Source organism: Mesorhizobium sp. dw_380 (assembly GCF_018588885.1).
Classification (GTDB): Bacteria; Pseudomonadota; Alphaproteobacteria; order Rhizobiales; family Rhizobiaceae; genus Mesorhizobium.
Genome location: NZ_JAFFIW010000022.1, coordinates 84179 through 101437 on the forward strand (window position 1 = coordinate 84179; position 17259 = coordinate 101437).

A 17259-nucleotide genomic window follows, 5' to 3' on the forward strand; every position below is an offset into this window, starting at 1 on the left:
TCAAAAGGTCCCGCCTCCGGCAAGGACCGGCACAGGCGCCTCCCGGCGGACCGGGAGGCGCCAAGCTCGTCTGGACCTACTCGGAGTAAAGATACTTCGAGATGTTCGGGTCCGCGATGTTGGACTTGTTCATGATCGTGAAGCCGGTGCCGATCGTGACCGGGATCGAGTGTCCGGTCAGGTGGGCGTAGGCCGAGACGACGCCGAAATAGCCGATCTCTGCGGGATGTTGGGCGATCGCGACATCCACCAGGCCGGTGTTGATGTTGTCGACGATGCTGGTCGGGGCATCGAAGGCGACAACCTTGACGGTGCCCGTCTGTCCGGCCTGCTTGACGCCATTGGCCGCACCCAGCGCTGAGAACAGATTGGCGCCGAAGACGCCGACCAGGTCGGGATTGCGCGCGAACACCGCCTGCAGTTGCGAGGCCGCCTTGTTGGCGTCGTCTTCATTGAACTGGGTCTCCAGCACGGTGATGCCCGTATGCTTGGCCATCTCCTTCTTGAAGCCCTCCTCGCGCTGGTCGGTGGTCGAAATGCCGGGCTTGACGTTCGAGACGTAGACCTTGCCCTTGTCGCCGATGGCGGTGGCCAGCGCCCGTGCCGCGATCTCGCCGCCGAGCACATTGTCCGAGGCGATATAAGCCAGCGGGAAATCGGCGTCACCCGCACCGGCCTGATAGACGCCGCTGCCGATGAAGGTATCGACGGTGATGACCGGGATGCCGGCGTCATTGGCCTTGCGCAGCGGTTCGACCAACTGAACCTTGTCGGTCGGCGCGATCAGGATCGCGTCCGGCTTCTTGGCGATGACCGCGTCGAGCACCGGCACCTGGGTGACCGGATTGAAATCCGGCGCGCCCTGGAAAACCAGGTTCACGCCAAGCGCGTCGGCGGCCGCTTGGGCGCCCTTGCGCATGGTGATGTAGAAGCCGTCGGTGGTCAGGCCCGGAATGAGCGCAATGGTGTATTTCTTGTCCTGCGCCTGCGCGGGTGCGATCAGCACCGTCGCGCTGACGGCAAGCGCCGCGAGCGCGGCAACAATCTTCTTCATGACATCCTCCTCATTGTGTCGGCAGATCTGCCGTTTGCAAGTGACATTGGAATGGCCGTCATCCGTTCAGGGACGGATGCCAACGGCCGGGAACGCCTGTTTGCCTTTCGCGGGCAGCTCCTCCCAAGCGCCCTCCAATCGATATGTCAGCCGGTCAGCCGACCGCACGGTGATCATGGGTCCGCTTTCTCGCCTCCGCGAGGGTCCGGCAGACCGCACCGCCGGCAGGTTTTCCTGCCCGGCCAACTTGTAACACTTTGCTGAAATAAATTGCAACTCGGTTTTTCAGAGCTTGCAGTGCCGGGGAATTCACAAAGTCCAACATCTGACTGCTCCGCGGAGTCCAGCCGACTATTGCTCCGCCTTTTCGGCGACACAACCGATTTCGCGGCAGGGCCTTGGGAGCACCATCCGCAAGGCTACCCAGACATGGCTACCTCAACTATCTCTGCGGGAGAGCCGCCAGAATGGCTTGCGCCGTCTTTGTGTCGGTGACCAGCGTGTTGATGAGCCCGGCGCGAACGGCGCCGATGATTGCCGTCGCTTTCTCCGGCGACGCGGCAAGGCCGATCACCAGCGGCACGGCGCGCAGCTGCGCCGGCGACATGGCGATCATACGGCTCTCCCCCTCCCAGGCGATCAGCGTGCCTTCCGCATCGAAATAATGGCGAAGCACATCGCCGGCCGCATGAACCAGCGCCTGCTCGCTCGGCGTGGCGGCACTTGCCTCCGGCGCATTGATGGCATGCGGCAGGCCGACGCCGACGATCGCGACGTCGGTCCTCTCCCACAGAGCGACGGCATCGTGGACGGCGGTGTCGCGCAGGAAGACTTCACGCAATTCGGTGGAGGGCAGATAGGGCGCATGGATGAAATGCGGCGTGCCGCCGAACTCTTCGGCGGCGAGCCGCACGAACTCGTTGACCTGAAAATGCGCCGCATGCTGCTGCATGCCGCCGGTGGCAGCCACAGTCAGCACACCGGGCATGCGCGGCAGACCGGCCCTGATCACCTCGCGAACGGCACGCCCCCAGCCGATGGCGACCACGGAGCCCGCCACCAGTTGCGCCTGCCTGAGCAGCCCGCCAAGCGGTGCCGCGAGCGCCGCCAGCGTGCCCGCCGCCGGCGTCTCGACCACCGCGGCATCTCGCAGCTTCAGCCCATCGATCAGCTGCCTGGTGATATCCTCCGGCGTCGCCAGGTCGAGAACCTCGATCCTCACGATCCCTTCCGCCCGTGCTCGCTGCAGCAGGCGCGAAATCGTCGCGGTGGAGACACCGAGCTGTCGCGCGATATCGACCTGCGACATCTCCTCCAAATAATGCAGCTTGGCGACCGTGTGCAGCATCGTGCGCGATGCGGTCGCATCCTGGATGGGGGGAACAGACAGCTTGCAATTCCTTTCAGCAACGTGTTACACACACATACGCCGACCGGAGTTATCGCGCAAATCCAGCCAACCCGCAACTTGCGGCCGATCCCTGGCCGCCAGGCCGGCGAGGCACCACGCGGCAAAAAATCTCCTCGCCGGCAAAGGCGGGGCAGAACTGAGTATTTTTGTTTCCACGGGATCCGCGCCCTCGGCAGAGCGCGCCAACATCGGACTGAAGACCATGACCAAGATGACCACCGCGGAGCTGCGCGGCTATCAGCAGATATGCGGCAAGGACGGGGCCATGGTGGCCATCGCCTGCGACCAGCGCGGCGGCATGCGGACCTTGCTGGCGTCGGATCCGGCCGAACAGGCCAGGATCACCAACGATATGCTCGGCGACACTAAAGCCGACATCACGCGCTACCTCGCAAGTGCGGCGTCCTGCGTGCTGCTCGACCCGCTCTGCGCCGTGCCGCGCATTGTCGACGAGGGCGTCTTGAACCGCGATACGGCGTTGCTTATCGGCCTCGACGCCTCGGGTTTCGACATCTCGCCCGAAGGCTACCGCCTGTCGCGCCTGGTCCCCGGTATCGACGCGCGCCGCGTCCGCGCGCTGGGCGGCACCGGCGGCAAGATCATGGTGTATCTCAGGGCCGACAAACCGCAAGCCAACGAGCACAACATCGCCATCCTGCGCCAATGCATCGCCGATTTCGGGCAGGAGGACCTTTTGCTGGTCGTCGAGTTCCTGACCTACCGCCTCGACGGAGAAAGCCCTGAGGATTATGCGGCCAAGACGCCATGGCTTGTTGAAGAAGGCACCAGAATCTCGCTGGAGTGCGGCGCGAAGGTGCTGAAGCTCCCCTACCCCGGAACGCCGCAAGCCTGCGCCAACATCACCAGAATGGCCGGCGACGTACCATGGGCGGTGCTTTCGGCCGGCGTCAACCACGCCACCTTCCTTGGCCAGGTCGAGATCGCCATGCAGAACGGCGCCTCGGGCGTCATCGCCGGCCGCTCGCTGTGGAAAGACTGCATCTCGCTTGACCGTGACATCCAGCGCGAAAGGCTTAAGACCATTGCGGTGCCGCGATTGCGTGAGATCCAGGCCGTGATCGGGCACTACCGGCAGAAAGCCGCTGCCTGAGAATTGCGCTGGACTAGAGCTATTCCAGCAAAAGTGTGAAGCGGTTTTGCGTCCGGAATTGCGTAAAACAAATGCAGGACGTCATGCCTCTCAGCATTGGAATCGATATCGGCGGCACCAATCTGCGTGCCGCCCGCGTCTCCGAGACCGGTGAAATCCTCCAGCGCGTTTCCGAAAAAAGCGCGCCCGACCCGGAGCTGGTGCTCGGCCGCATCGCCGACATGGTGCGCTTTCTCGACACATCGGACGTGAAGGCCATCGGCGTCGGCGTCCCCGGCCGTGTCGATGCACGGCGTGGTGCGGTGCTGTCGGGCGGCTATGTCAACCTCGCCTCGGTTGCGCTAGCGCAGCGCCTGGAGGACATGACGGGCAAACCCGTTGTCATCGACAATGACTGCAACATGGCGCTGGCGGCCGAGATGGCGCTCGGCGCCGGGCGCGGCCATGGCAACATCGTCATGTTCACCATCGGCACAGGCATTGGCGGCGCCGTCGCTCAAGATCGGCAGATCACGCGCGGCTCGGCAACGGCGGGTCAGCTCGGCCACATCACCGTCGACGTCAACGGCGACGTCTGCGCCTGCGGCCGGCGCGGCTGCGTCGAAACCACCAGTTCGGGCACGGCGTTCGGCCGTCACATTGCGGAGGCCGGTCTCGGCGCGGACATTTCGGTCGATCAGCTCTTTGCCCGCGATGCGGCAGGCGACATCCAGGCGCGCGCCATACTCGACGCCTGGGCTATGCCGCTGCGTGCCGCCATCGACACCGCCGTTGCAGTGCTTGATCCCGATCTGGTGTTGCTTGGCGGCGGCCTTGGCCTGGCGGCACACACGGCACTTGGCCGCGCGCCGGCGCTGGCGCCCTGGTACCAATGCCAGGTCGAACCCGCGCAGCTCGGCGACGACGCCGGCGTGATCGGCGCTGGCCTCCAGGCGCTGGCGGCGGTGCCGCACGCGGTTCCGGCTTCGCCCTTGGCCCGGCTAGGCCACGCCAGGCGCGCCGTGCTTGTCAACGGCATTCCCGCCAGCGGCAAGAGCACCGTCTCGCGCGGCATCGCCGACCGCATGGGATGGCCGTTGCTTACGCTCGACACGATCAAGAATCCCTTCCTCGAAGCGCTCGGCGGCGGCGACCGCGCATTCAACCGCACACTCGGCCGCGCCAGCTATCAGGCGATCTGGTCGGTCGTTGGCGAAGCGCCGGCGGGCAGCACCTTTGTCGTCGATGCCTGGTTCGGCTTCCAGCCGCGCCAAGTTCTCGAGGACCATCTGCAAAAAGCTGGCGTCGGACAGACCGTCGAAATCTGGTGCCACGCGCCCGGCGAAATCCTTGCCGAGCGCTATGGCGCCCGGCTCGACCAGCGCCCCGCCGGCCATCCAGGCGCCGCCTATATCCCCGAACTCATCGAGCTCGCCAAGCGCGCCGAACCGCTGCGGCGCGGTCCGCTCTTCGACGTCGACACGACGAAGCCAATCGATTTCGATGCCGTCACGACTTGGCTGAAAGCGATGATGGGCGGCGGCGAATAGGCGGCTTCACGCCGGTGGCCGCAGTGCCGTGCGTGCTATCTGCCACGCCGATTCGACATGGCGCCGCGCCGCGGCTTCCGCCTCTTCCGGCTTGCGCGCGCGGATCGCATCCATGATCTCCGTCATTTCGGCGATCGCCGGCTCGCGCCGGTTGGCCGAAGCGATGGTCATCGAGCGAAGCTGGTTGATGCGGACATTCAGTCCGCTGACGATTTCCCAGGCAACCCGCTTGTCGGCAGCCTCGAACAAGGCTTCGTAGAATTTCGTCGTTGCCCGCATCACGGCCGGCGGCATCCCCGATGCCCACGCCTCGAACAGATCGGCGAGCGCGCGCTCCAGCTCCGCCAACTGTTCACCGGTCGCCGAGAGGGCGCAGGCGCGTGCCGCGATGCCTTCGAGCAGCGCCCTCAACTCATAGATTTCATCGGTGCGGCCGAGGTCCGGCCTGGCCACCGCCGGCCCATGCCCGGGTATCATCTGCACGAGGCCCTCGGCCTCCAATTGCCGCAGAACCTCGCGCACGACGGAACGGCTGACGCCGAGCTGGTCGCAAAGCGGCCGTTCGACCAGCCTTTCGCCGGGCTGGAAATGGAAATCCATGATTGCTTCGCGCATGCGCTCCAGCGCCAGCGTCCTCAAGGTCTTGGCGCTGCGGTCGATGCGAAGCGTGTCGTCTGGCATGTGTGGTCTCCTGCGCCGTCACGAAAACAGATTCGATGTCCGGTTGACAAGGTACTTGGCGGTCCATAGCATGGTATACCATAAGATGATACAGAGATCGCACGATCTCCATTGTCTCGGCGACTCGAGGATTCCATGCAGCCTGCCATTCGCAAGATCGTGACCTATACGGAGAACACGCTGATCGAAGGCGGCAAGGCTGCTCCCCGGCCGCTGCGCCTGATCGGCGTCGCCGCGGTGCTGACAAACCCTTGGGCAGGACGCGGCTTCACCGAGGATCTGTCGCCTGAAATCCGCGCTTGCGCGCCAGTGCTCGGGGAAATCCTGACCCGCGAGATCATTGCCGTCGCCGGATCCGGCGAAGCAATCGAGGGCTATGGCAAGGCCGCCATTTGCGGCACGTCGGGCGAGATCGAGCACGCCTCAGCGCTGATCCACACGCTGCATTTCGGCAACCATTACCGCCGCGCCGTCGGCGCCAAGACCTACCTTGCCTTCACCAATCTGCGCGGCGGACCGAACACGCCGATCATGGTCCCGCTGATGGACAAGAACGACGAGGGGCGGCGCTCGCATTACCTGACCGTGCATTTCCAGATCGGCGATGCGCCGGCGCCGGACGAGCTGGTCGTGGCGCTTGGCGCTTCGATCGGCGGACGCCCGCATCACCGCATCGGCGACCGCTATCAGGATCTCAAGGAGGTCGGCGACCTGCATGGCTGACGCTCTCACATCGGCATGGGCTCAACAGGGCACGGCGCCCGACGGCACCAGCTTCATTCGCGCCGGTGCGGGCGCACCGGTGCTGTTCATCCACGGCGTCGGCATGAACGCCGCGATCTGGCAACCGCAGATCGAGCGCATGGCTCGTCGCTTTGAGGTGATTGCCATCGACATGCTCGGTCATGGCCGGTCGCCGCTGCCTCCGCCGCATCCGGAACTCGCCGATTATGCCGACCAGTCCATTCGCCTGCTCGATCATCTGGGCCTCGACAAGGCATTTGTCGTCGGTCACTCGATGGGCGCGCTCATTGCCCAGGAATTGGCCCTGCGCGCGCCAGGGCGCGTGCGCCGCATTGTCTCGCTCAACGCCGTATTCCGCCGCCCGCCGCAACTGGCTGCAGCGGTTCGCGAACGCGCGGCCGCTCTCACCGGCCGTGGCGACGCTGCCGGGGCAACGCAGACCATCGCGCGCTGGTTCGGAGATCCGGTGCCGGCCGAACTCAAGGCGGCGGCCGAAACGACGGCATCCGCATTGGCAAGGGTCGATCCCGAAGGTTACGCTCGCACGTACCGGCTGTTTGCCCGTGCCGACGCCGAGCATGCCGAGCGCCTGCAGACGCTTGCCGTCCCGGCCCTGTTCATGACCGGCTCCGAAGACAGGAATTCTTCGCCGGCAATGTCTGCGGCGATGGCGCGCCTGGCTCCGTATGGCCGCTGCACGGTATTGCCCGGTGAAAGGCACATGATGGCCGTGGCGGCGCCTGATCTGACAACGCGCCATATCGTCGACTTCCTCGGAGAGGACGAAGCGGTCGAGCAAAGCAGCGCTGCGGAAACGGACACCGGTTTCGATAGTGGTGAGTTTCGCCGCGCGCTGGGTTCGTTCCTCACCGGTGTCACCATCGTCACCACGATCGGCCCGGAAGGCGAGCCGCGCGGCTTCACCGCCAACTCCTTCACCTCCGTCTCGCTCGATCCGCCGCTGGTGCTGGTCTGCATCGCCCACAAGGCATCAGGCCATCCGGTGTTCGCGACGGCCAAGAGCTTTGCCATCAACGTGCTCAACGAGGACCAGAAGGCGGCCTCCGGCGTCTTCGCCTCCAAGGCGATTGATAAGTTCGCCTCGGCCGCCTGGCACCCGGGCCGGACCGGCAGTCCTGTGCTAGACGGCTCGGTCGCGGCATTTGACTGCGACATGGAGCGGCTGGTGGAGGCCGGCGACCATTCGATCCTCATCGGCCGCGTCCGCGATTTCGGCCATAATTCCTCGCAGCCCCTCGGCTATTGCCGCGGCGCCTATATCACGCCCGGCCTCAGTCAGGAGGCGCTCGCCGCCACGCAGCCCGGCACCGATGTCGGCGCCATCCTGGAAAATAGTGGCAGGGTCCTGTTCCTGGAAACGGCGGACGGCTTTTATGAGCTGCCGCGCGGCCGGGGACTGGGTTCGGCAAGCGACGGCAAGAGCCTCAAAGGGCTTCTCGCCGCCAAATCCATCGAAGCCCAGCTCGGTTTCCTCTTCGCCGTATGGGACGATGCCGCCAATGCCTCGCCCACGCATGTCTATTATCGCGGCAGCTTCGATGTGCCCGCTTCCAGCGATCGCGGCATCCGCCTCATCGACATCGACGCCATCGAAGAGCTGAAGATCGCCGATCCGGCGGTTCGTACCATGCTTACCCGCTATGTCAGGGAATGCAGGGAAGACGCATTCGGCGTCTATGTCGGCAACGATGTCGAAGGCGAGGTCCGGCCGCTCGCCAGGACCGGCGTGGCCGCCCTCAATACAGGTGACCAGGGATGAAATTCTCGCTTTTCGTGCATATGGAACGGTCGGACCTGGCCAAGCCGCATTCCGAGCTTGTGAGCGAGCTTGAAGAATTGGTCCTGATGGCCGAACGGGCAGGTTTCGAGACCGCCTGGATCGGCGAGCATCACGGCATGGAATTCACCATCTCGCCCAATCCCTTCATCAACATCGCCTATCTGGCGGCCAAGACCAGCCGCATTCGCCTCGGCACCGGGACCGTGATTGCGCCCTTCTGGCACCCGATCAAGCTTGCCGGCGAAGCGGCGATGGCCGACGTCATCAGCGGCGGCCGGGTCGACATCGGCATTGCGCGGGGCGCCTACAGCTACGAATACCAGCGCGTCTTTCCAGGCCTCGACGCCTGGGGCGCCGGCCAGCGCATGCGCGAGATCATCCCGGCGATCCGCGGCCTGTGGGATGGTGATTTCGAACTGTCCGGTGAGTTCTGGTCGTTCCCGCCGACCACCTCCTCGCCGAAGCCTGTGCAAAAACCCTACCCTCCGATCTGGGTGGCCGCGCGCGATCCGAACTCGCACGACTTTGCCGTCGCCAATGGCTGCAAAGTCCAAGTGACGCCGCTGGCTTCCGGCGACGAGGAGGTGACGAACCTGATGCAGCGCTTCAACACCGCATGCGATGCCCATCCCGACATCGCACGGCCGGAAATCATGCTCTTGATGCACACCTTCGTCGCGGAGGACGCGGCCGATGCCGATCGTCTCGCCCGGGATCTGTCGACCTTCTACTGCCAGTTCGGAGCCTGGTTCCAGAACAAAAAGCCGGTGCATCAAGGCATATTGGAGCCGCTGACGGCGGACGAGATCGCGGCCATGCCGCAATACGCGCCCGACAAGATCAGGCAGAACCTCGTGATCGGGGAGGCCGACGAGGTCATCGCCCGGCTGAAAGCCTATGAGGCGCTCGGCTACGACCAGTATTCGATCTGGATCGACAGCGGGCTTCCGCATGAGCGCAAGACAAGATCGCTGCAACTGTTCATCGACCGGGTGATGCCGGCCTTCCTCTGATTGCGCGCCCATGACCAACGCCCCCTTCAGGAACTTCATCGACGGTCGCTTCGACGAGCCGTCCGCCACCTTCGACAGTGTCGACCCCTCGACCGGGGCAGCCTGGGCGAAGATGCCGGCGGCGAGCGAAGCCGATGTCGACCGCGCCGTCGAGGCGGCGCACAGCGCGCTGCGCTCGGGCCCGTGGCGAACGATGACGGCGACCGCGCGTGGCAAACTGCTGGTCAAACTGGGCGACCTCGTTGCGGCCAATGCCGGGCGGCTTGCCGAACTCGAGACACGTGACACCGGCAAGATCATTCGCGAGACCCGCGCCCAGATCGCCTATGTCGGCGACTACTACCGCTACTATGGCGGGCTCGCCGACAAGCACGAAGGCGCGCATGTACCGATCGACAAGCCGGATCTCGACGTCACCATCCGCCGCGAGCCGATCGGCGTCGTTGCCGCGGTTGTGCCGTGGAACTCGCAGCTCTTCCTCTCGGCGGTCAAGCTCGGCCCGGCGCTCGCCGCCGGCTGCACCGTCGTGCTCAAGGCTTCCGAGGACGGCCCGGCGCCGTTGCTCGCCTTTGCCGAACTCATCCAGGAAGCCGGCTTTCCTCAGGGCGTCGTCAACATCCTCGCCGGCTTCGGCAAAGAATGTGGGCAACCCCTGACCAGCCATAAGCTGGTCTCGCGCGTTGCCTTCACCGGCGGGCCGTCGACGGCGCGCGCCATCGTCAAAAACACGGCTGAGAACCTCGCCTACACGACGCTGGAACTCGGCGGCAAAAGCCCGGTCGTCGTCTTCGCCGACGCCGACCTCGACAGCGCCGCCAACGCGGTCGTGGCCGGCATTTTCGCGGCGACCGGCCAGAGCTGCGTCGCCGGATCGCGGCTGCTGATCGAACATTCCGTAAAAGGCGAATTCCTCGCCCGGCTGAAGCGCAAGGCCGAGGCGATCCGCATCGGCGATCCGCAGGATCCGGCCACCGAAATGGGTCCGCTCGCCACGCTGCGCCAGCGCGACTGGATCGAGAAGGTCGTCGCCGAGAGCCTTGCAGCGGGCGGCATGCTGGTTACCGGCGGCGCACGCCCGGACGGCCCCGGCTTCTACTATACGCCGACCATCATCGATGCCGGCAGGGCCGACCTGCCCTGCGTGCGAGAGGAATTGTTCGGTCCGGTGCTCAGCGTGCTTGCCTTCGACAGCGAGGCACAGGCGCTGGCGCTCGCCAACGACACGCCCTTCGGCCTCGCTTGCGGCGTCTTCACCAGCAATCTCGGCAAGGCGCACCGCATGGCACGCGACATCCATGCCGGCGTCGTCTGGGTCAACACCTATCGCGCCGTGTCGCCGCTCGTTCCGTTCGGCGGCTACGGCCTGTCGGGACTCGGCCGCGAAGGCGGACTCGACGCCATCAGAGATTACACGCGCTCGAAATCGGTCTGGATCAAGACCTCGGACGAGCCGATCCCCGATCCCTTCGTCATGCGCTGAGGAGCGTGGGGCGCGGGTGCACTGAGAAAAACAAGAACAGACCAACAGAGGAGAATGACATGAAACTGATCCTGACCGGCCTGCTGGCCGGGCTGCTCACGGCAACCGCCGCCAAGGCCGATGAAATGGTCTTCACCAGCTGGGGCGGCACCACGCAGGAAGCGCAGACCAAATCCTGGGCGGCTCCCTTCGAGGCAAGCTCCGGCATCAAGGTCCTGCAGGACGGGCCGACCGACTATGGCAAGCTCAAGGCCATGGTCGACGCCGGTAACGTCACCTGGGATGTCGTCGACGTGGAAATGGACTTCGCCATCAAGGCAGCCAAGGACGGGTTGCTGCAACCGATCGACTATGCGGTCGTGCCCAAGGCAGATCTCGACCCGCGCTTCAGCAATGAGCATGCCGTCGGCAGCTTCTATTATTCCTTCGTGCTCGCCTGGAACAAGGGCGCCGTCTCGGGCGAACCGACGAGCTGGGCCGACATGTTCGATGTCAAGAAATTCCCGGGCAAGCGGACGTTCTACAAATGGTCGGCGCCGGGCGTCATCGAGATCGCCCTGCTGGCCGACGGCGTGCCGGCGGACAAGCTCTATCCGCTCGATCTCGACCGTGCCTTCAAGAAACTCGATACCATCAAGTCCGATATCGTCTGGTGGAGCGGCGGTGCTGAATCGCAGCAGCTGATTGCCTCCGGCGAGGCCGCCTTCGGCCAGCTGTGGAACGGGCGCGTCTTCGCGCTCCAGCAGGATGGCACCGATGTCGGCGTCTCCTGGAACCAGAACCTCACCGCCGCCGACGTGCTTATCGTGCCTAAGGGCGCCAAGAACAAGGACAGCGCGATGAAGTTCCTCGCTGCCGCCAGCAGCCCGGCCGGTCAGGCGAAGTTCGCCGAAGCAAGCGGCTATGCGCCTGTCAACACCAAGGCCAAGGCCGAGATGCCCGCCGATGCCGTCAAGGCCCTGCCCGATGCCCATGTCGAGGGCCAGATCAACCTCGACATGAACTACTGGGCCGAGCATCGCGATGAGATCGCCACGCGCTGGTATGCCTGGCAGACCAAATAGCGCAGCCATCACAAACCGGCGAGGCGTGAAAGCCGCGTCTCGTCCGGGCAACAGGAACCGCTCCATGCCGGGAAATTCCCTCAGCCGCTCTTCCGTTGCCGGCCTGCCCGCCGGCACCGGCGGCGCGTTGCCCGCCCTGATGCTTGTCGGCCTGTTCTTCATCGTGCCGGTGGTGGCCTTGTTGTTGCGCAGCGTCACCGATCCAGAGCCGGGCCTGCAGAATTACGCCGCCTTGTTCGGCAGCGGCACCTACGTGCGGGTGTTCCTCAACACCTTCCTGGTCGCATCGGTCGTCACCGCGGTCACCATCGTGGGGGCTTTTCCCGTCGCCTGGATGCTGGCGATCATGCCGCCAGCCATGGGCTCGATCGTCTTCGGCATCATCATCCTGTCGATGTGGACGAACCTTCTCACCCGCACTTATGCGTGGATGGTGCTGCTGCAGCGCACCGGAGTGATCAACCGGGCTCTGATAGGGCTTGGCATTATCCAGGAACCGCTGCCGCTCATCAACAATCTGGCCGGCGTGACCATCGGCATGGTCTACATCATGCTGCCCTTCATGATCCTGCCGCTGGTCGGCACGCTGCGGGCGATCGACCCGATGACGCTGCGTGCGGCGGCCCTTTGCGGCGCCAGCCAATTCGAGGCCTTCCGCCGCATCCTGCTGCCGCTGTCGCTTCCCGGCATCGCAGCTGGCGGACTGATGGTCTTCGTCATGTCGCTTGGCTATTTCGTGACGCCTGCACTGCTCGGCGGCACATCCAACATGATGCTGGCCGAAATGATCGCCCAGACGGTGCAGTCGCTGCTCAACTGGGGGCTCGGCAGCGCCGCCGCTTTCGTGCTGCTTGCCGTCACCATGGCGCTCTACGCGATCCAGCTGCGGCTGGTCGGCGCCAGGCGCGCCGGCGGAGGGCTTTGAGGATGCTGCTCGACTATGACAGGCTCGGATGGCTGCGTGTGGCCCTTGCGGGCTTCACGGCGCTGGTTGCCGCTTTCCTTTTGCTGCCGGTGGTTTTCATCGTGCTCTTGTCATTTGGTTCGTCTCGCTGGCTGGCGTTCCCGCCGCCCGGCTGGACGCTGAAATGGTATCAGCAATTGCTGGCCGACCCGGCCTGGATCGATGCCGCGCTGACCAGCGCGAAAATTGCCGCCATGGCCGCCATCCTTGCAGTCGCAATCGGCCTGTTCGCGTCCTTCAGCCTGGTCAGGGGCGAATTTCGCGGACGCCAGGTCCTGCGCGGGCTGCTGCTGACGCCGATGGTGCTGCCCGTCGTGGTTTTCGCCATCGCCATCTATGCCTTCTTCCTGCGCATTGGGCTCGCCGGCACCACGATCGGCTTCGTCATCGCGCATACCATCCTGGCGCTGCCTTTCGCCATCATCCCGATCACCGCCGCGCTCGAGGGCTTCGACAAATCCATCGAGGACGCGGCCATCGTCTGCGGCGCCAGCCCGCTGCAGGCGCGGCTCAGGATCACCTTGCCCTCGATCAGGATCGGCATCTTCTCGGCCGCGATCTTTGCTTTCCTCGCCTCATGGGACGAGGTCGTGGTGGCGATCTTCATGGCGAGCCCGACCTTGCAGACCTTGCCGGTCAAGATCTGGGGCAGCCTGCGCGCCGACCTCAGCCCGGTTGTCGCCGCTGCCTCCAGCCTGCTCGTCGGCCTGACCCTGTGCCTGATGATCGCGACCGCACTCCTTCGCAGGAAACTGTCCAGATGAGCCGGCCATTCCTGTCGATACGCGCGGTGAGAAAGACGTTCGGCGCCTTCGTCGCCGTCCATGACGTCACCATCGATGTGCCCAAGGGCGAGTTCCTGACCTTCCTCGGACCGTCGGGCTCCGGCAAGTCGACGACGCTTTACGCGATCGCCGGCTTTCAGGACCCAAGCTCTGGCGACGTGCTTTTGGAAGACAAGTCGCTGCTTTCGGTGCCGTCGCACAAGCGCAACATCGGCATGGTCTTCCAGCGCTATACCCTGTTTCCGCATCTGAGCGTCGCCGAGAATGTCGCCTTCCCGCTGCGGGTGCGCCGCCGGCCGGATACCGAGGTGAAGCGCAAGGTCGGCGACATGCTGGGGCTGGTGCGTCTGGAAAAATTCGCCGACCGCTACCCAGGTGCGCTGTCAGGCGGCCAGCAGCAGCGCGTGGCGCTTGCGCGCGCGCTCGCCTACGATCCACCGATCCTGTTGATGGACGAGCCGCTGTCGGCGCTCGACAAGAAGCTGCGCCAGGAAATCCAGGCCGAGATCCGCCGCATCCATCGCGAGACCGGCGTCACCATCCTCTATGTCACGCACGATCAGGAAGAAGCGCTCCATCTTTCGGACCGCATCGCTCTGTTCAAGGAAGGACGTATCGAACAGATCGGCACAGGCGAGGATCTCTACCTCCGGCCAGTGAGCGAGTTCGTGGCCGGCTTCATCGGCAACTCGAACTTCCTGTCGGCAGAGCATTTGCAAACCACGGCCGGCGCGGCGACAGTCCGTCTCGCCGACGGCTCGATCGTGACCGGCGTGAAGGCAACAACACCCTTCGGCCAGGGCCAGAAGGTCCGGCTGATGGTTCGCCCGGAGGCCTTCCGACTCACGCCCGGGCCGGCGAGCGCGGCATTGGCCGTCGAGATCGTCGACACGTCGTTCTTCGGCGACCGCCGGCGCGTCGTGGCGCGCACGGCCGGCGGCGACGAAATCGATGTCAGGCCAACTTCTGACGCACAGGCAACCGATAGCGCCACCACATCAGGTCAGCGCATCTTTTTCGATCCCGCTTCGGCATTCCTGTTTCCCGCCTGACGCCTGGCATTGTCGGCGTCCGCGAAGCGCTGATGCGGCTGGCGTCGGCCGGGCTCGGTTGAGGCCCGGCCATCCGCACTTTCAATTAGTAGCCGACAGTGAAACGCTGCCTGACATGGGCGGGCTTCTCGATCTCGTCGACCATGACGATGGCGTAGTCCTCGAAGGAAATGCTGCTGCCCTTGTCCGAGGCCAGCAGCGTGTCCTTGCCGAGGCGGAACTTGCCGGTGCGCTCACCCGGGATGAACATGGCGGAAGGTGACAGGAACGTCCAGTCGAGGTCGCCGACCGTCTTCAACTTGTCGAGGAAGTCGGCGCCCTTCTGCGCTTCGGCCTTGTAGATATCAGGGAATTCAGGGGTGTCGACCAGCCTTTTGCCGGGTGCGACTTCAAGGCTGCCGGCGCCGCCGACGACGAGATAGCGCTTCACGCCGGATGCGCGCACTGCGGCGATCAGCGTATCGGCGTCGCTGTCCAGAAAATGCACCGCGCTTATCACCACATCATGGCCGCGGATCAGCTTGGCGAGGCCTTCCCCGTCGAAGACATCGCCCTTCCTGACCGTCACGCCGGGCAGTGCGGCAATCTTTTCAGGGTTGCGGGCAATACCGGTGACCGTGTGGCCACGGTCGGAGAGTTCCTTGAGCAGGCGCGAACCGACAGCGCCCGATGCACCGATGAGAGCGACTTTTGCCATGTCTTTTTCCAGTCCTTGTTGGAGGTCAGTGGGGGAGATCACGCCGCCCCAATATGGGCGACGAGATTGTCGAAGCTACCGAACAGCGCGTTCGAACCGATGAGCCGGGGCGCATTGTTGCGGATAACGGCGATCGAAGGCACGCCATTGGCGTGCAGGCGCCGGAACAGTGCGCGGCCTCGACCGACCAGCTCGCGGTGAGCCGTCAGCAAGGTGTCGGTCGGCTTCTTCAGCCTTTCGGCGGCCTCCGCCATGCCAGCGTCGGCGAGCACCGCAGCCACACCTTCGACAGTCACGACATCGCGGCCGTCGACATAGCGCGCACGCTGGATCGCCTTCAGCGCGATCATCGGGCGGCTGGGGTCTTCCAGACCGGCGGCGCTGATGCCGAGCGTGGCGGCACGCGAATCCAGCAAGGTGCCACGGACATTGAGGACATTGTGCCGATAGGTCTGCGTGAACGATTGCCCGGTCAGGCGCTCGATACGCTGGTCGTTGGCCCAGGCATGGGCGGCAAAACCTTCATCCATCGGACGCGCGCCTGCACCGGAAAACAGGCCGGTCGGCAGCAGCTCGATGCGCACGCCGCAGGCCGACAGCCTGTCCAGCATCGGCGTGGCGCCGTAGCACCAGCCGCAGAGCGGATCGAAAAGATATGTCACGTCCGAATTGCTCATGATCGCCGCCATCCTTGGTGCGGGTCAGTCCAATGTCCCGGCGCATATGTGGCAGGCGTTGGTCTTGCGATAAACGGCGCACAACAATACAAACTGTCTGATCAAATCAGACAAAAGCAGCCGCCTTGGCCGACCTTCTGAACCTCAACCGCCTCGTCTACTTCACCACGGTGATGGAAACCGGCTCGTTCACGGCGGCCGCGGACCGGCTTGGCGTCGCCAAGGCCGTGGTCAGCCATCAGATCGGCAGGCTCGAAGAGGAACTGGGCGCGACGCTGCTGCAGCGCACGACCCGGCGCGTCACGGCGAATGAGGAGGGCCGCCTCTTCTATGACCGGGCGGTGATCATCCTGCGCGAGGCGGAGGCGGCCTATGGCGAAATATCGCAAGGCGCCGTCGAACCCAGCGGAATGCTGAGGCTGACCGCGCCACTCGACTATGGCACCAAGGTGGTGGCGCCGGTCATGGCGGCGTACCTGAAGGCTTATCCGCAGATGCGCGTCGAGGCGATCTTCGATGACGCGGTGAGCAATTTGGTGGACGAGCAGATCGATCTCGGCATCCGCGTCGGCTGGCTTGCGGACTCCTCCAACCAGGCGCGGCGCCTCGGCACGATACGGCAGATCGTGGTGGCGAGCCCTGTCTTCGCGGCGAGCCTTCCGCCGGATGTGAGCCCGCGCCAGGCGAGGTCGCTGGCCTGGGTCGGCAACGCCCAGCTGCGCGGCATCGGCCAATGGCTGTTTTCCAGGGACGGGGAAACGGTGCTGACCGACCTCAATCCCGTTGTCACATGCGACAAAAGCCCGGCTGCCCTCGCCTGTGTGCTCGCCGGCATCGGACTTGGCATCTTCCCGGATTACAGCGTCGGCGACGAGATTCGCGAGGGACGGCTCGTCCCGATATTTGCCGGCTGGACCTTGCCCACCGGCGGCATCCATGCCGTCTTCCCACCAGCTCGGTTCCGGCCCGCCAAGGTTCGTGCCTTCGTCGAGTTGCTCGCGGCTGCTGAGAGAAAGCGGGCGCGCGGTGTCATCAACGGGTGAAGCCTCGCCGAGGGCGGTGGCCCAACGCGTCCGTCAGTGACAACTTACATTGACGCGTAACGATACCCAACTGATCAACCCGCTGATTTCACGATCGAATCTGCTCGGGTATTCCTGCAGTCTTCTTCAACCCTGGGCGCCAGTGGCCCGAAC

At 64.8% G+C, this 17259-nt stretch carries 16 protein-coding genes; 11 read left to right on the forward strand and 5 right to left on the reverse strand.

The window, feature by feature from the left end; genetic code table 11:
• Positions 1-76: 76 nt before the first annotated feature.
• Together JT360_RS20985 and JT360_RS20990 are read right to left on the reverse strand one after the other, a co-directional pair.
• Complete coding sequence (locus JT360_RS20985; RefSeq protein WP_214473657.1) at positions 77-1054, reverse strand: ABC transporter substrate-binding protein; 978 nt, start codon at positions 1052-1054, stop codon at positions 77-79.
• A 442-nt stretch (positions 1055-1496) separates the two neighbouring features.
• Positions 1497-2402, reverse strand: coding sequence for a sugar-binding transcriptional regulator (locus tag JT360_RS20990; RefSeq protein ID WP_214473658.1), 906 nt, complete (start codon positions 2400-2402; stop codon positions 1497-1499).
• Between the two features lie 265 nt (positions 2403-2667).
• On the opposite strand from JT360_RS20990, the gene JT360_RS20995 reads away from it, so the two are divergent.
• Entirely contained in the window at positions 2668-3576 is a 909-nt protein-coding gene (locus JT360_RS20995; RefSeq protein WP_214473659.1) for a tagatose-bisphosphate aldolase, read from the forward strand.
• 83 nt (positions 3577-3659) lie between these two features.
• Positions 3660-5105, forward strand: a complete 1446-nt coding sequence (locus tag JT360_RS21000) for an ROK family protein (protein ID WP_250888953.1) — start codon at positions 3660-3662, stop codon at positions 5103-5105.
• 6 nt (positions 5106-5111) lie between these two features.
• Here the strand turns inward: JT360_RS21000 and JT360_RS21005 are convergent, their stop codons facing one another.
• Positions 5112-5786 carry a GntR family transcriptional regulator gene (locus tag JT360_RS21005; protein WP_214473661.1) on the reverse strand — a complete coding sequence of 225 codons (675 nt, stop codon included), beginning with the start codon at positions 5784-5786 and terminating at the stop codon, positions 5112-5114.
• Positions 5787-5921: 135 nt separating this feature from the next.
• Here JT360_RS21005 and JT360_RS21010 point away from each other — a divergent pair, with 135 nt between their 5' ends.
• From JT360_RS21010 to JT360_RS21045, 8 genes are all read left to right on the forward strand, one after another.
• Positions 5922-6509, forward strand: coding sequence for an amino acid synthesis family protein (locus JT360_RS21010; protein ID WP_214473662.1), 588 nt, complete (start codon positions 5922-5924; stop codon positions 6507-6509).
• Positions 6502-8310 carry an alpha/beta fold hydrolase gene (locus tag JT360_RS34000; protein WP_214473663.1) on the forward strand — a complete coding sequence of 603 codons (1809 nt, stop codon included), beginning with the start codon at positions 6502-6504 and terminating at the stop codon, positions 8308-8310. Before JT360_RS21010 ends, JT360_RS34000 begins: the two co-directional genes overlap by 8 nt.
• Entirely contained in the window at positions 8307-9344 is a 1038-nt protein-coding gene (locus JT360_RS21020; protein ID WP_214473664.1) for an LLM class flavin-dependent oxidoreductase, read from the forward strand. Before JT360_RS34000 ends, JT360_RS21020 begins: the two co-directional genes overlap by 4 nt.
• 10 nt (positions 9345-9354) lie before the next feature.
• The gene (locus tag JT360_RS21025; RefSeq protein ID WP_214473665.1) at positions 9355-10824 is read left to right on the forward strand and encodes an aldehyde dehydrogenase; all 1470 of its coding nucleotides are present in this window, start codon (positions 9355-9357) and stop codon (positions 10822-10824) included.
• Between the two features lie 59 nt (positions 10825-10883).
• Positions 10884-11888 (forward strand): ABC transporter substrate-binding protein, encoded by a 1005-nt coding sequence (locus tag JT360_RS21030; protein ID WP_214473666.1) that lies wholly within the window; start codon positions 10884-10886, stop codon positions 11886-11888.
• Positions 11889-11952: 64 nt separating this feature from the next.
• Complete coding sequence (locus tag JT360_RS21035) at positions 11953-12813, forward strand: ABC transporter permease (protein WP_214473667.1); 861 nt, start codon at positions 11953-11955, stop codon at positions 12811-12813.
• A 2-nt stretch (positions 12814-12815) separates the two neighbouring features.
• Positions 12816-13616, forward strand: a complete 801-nt coding sequence (locus tag JT360_RS21040; protein WP_214473668.1) for an ABC transporter permease — start codon at positions 12816-12818, stop codon at positions 13614-13616.
• Positions 13613-14689: an ABC transporter ATP-binding protein gene (locus JT360_RS21045; RefSeq protein WP_214473669.1), complete on the forward strand. Its 1077-nt coding sequence runs from the start codon at positions 13613-13615 to the stop codon at positions 14687-14689. The genes JT360_RS21040 and JT360_RS21045 overlap by 4 nt, the downstream gene beginning before the upstream one ends.
• 85 nt (positions 14690-14774) lie before the next feature.
• On the opposite strand, the gene JT360_RS21050 is transcribed toward JT360_RS21045, so the two are convergent.
• Positions 14775-15386 carry an NAD(P)-dependent oxidoreductase gene (locus tag JT360_RS21050; protein WP_214473670.1) on the reverse strand — a complete coding sequence of 204 codons (612 nt, stop codon included), beginning with the start codon at positions 15384-15386 and terminating at the stop codon, positions 14775-14777.
• A gap of 38 nt (positions 15387-15424) precedes the next feature.
• Positions 15425-16063 carry a DsbA family protein gene (locus JT360_RS21055; RefSeq protein WP_214473671.1) on the reverse strand — a complete coding sequence of 213 codons (639 nt, stop codon included), beginning with the start codon at positions 16061-16063 and terminating at the stop codon, positions 15425-15427.
• A 125-nt stretch (positions 16064-16188) separates the two neighbouring features.
• On the opposite strand from JT360_RS21055, the gene JT360_RS21060 reads away from it, so the two are divergent.
• Complete coding sequence (locus tag JT360_RS21060) at positions 16189-17106, forward strand: LysR family transcriptional regulator (protein ID WP_214473672.1); 918 nt, start codon at positions 16189-16191, stop codon at positions 17104-17106.
• The last annotated feature ends 153 nt before the right edge of the window (positions 17107-17259 follow it).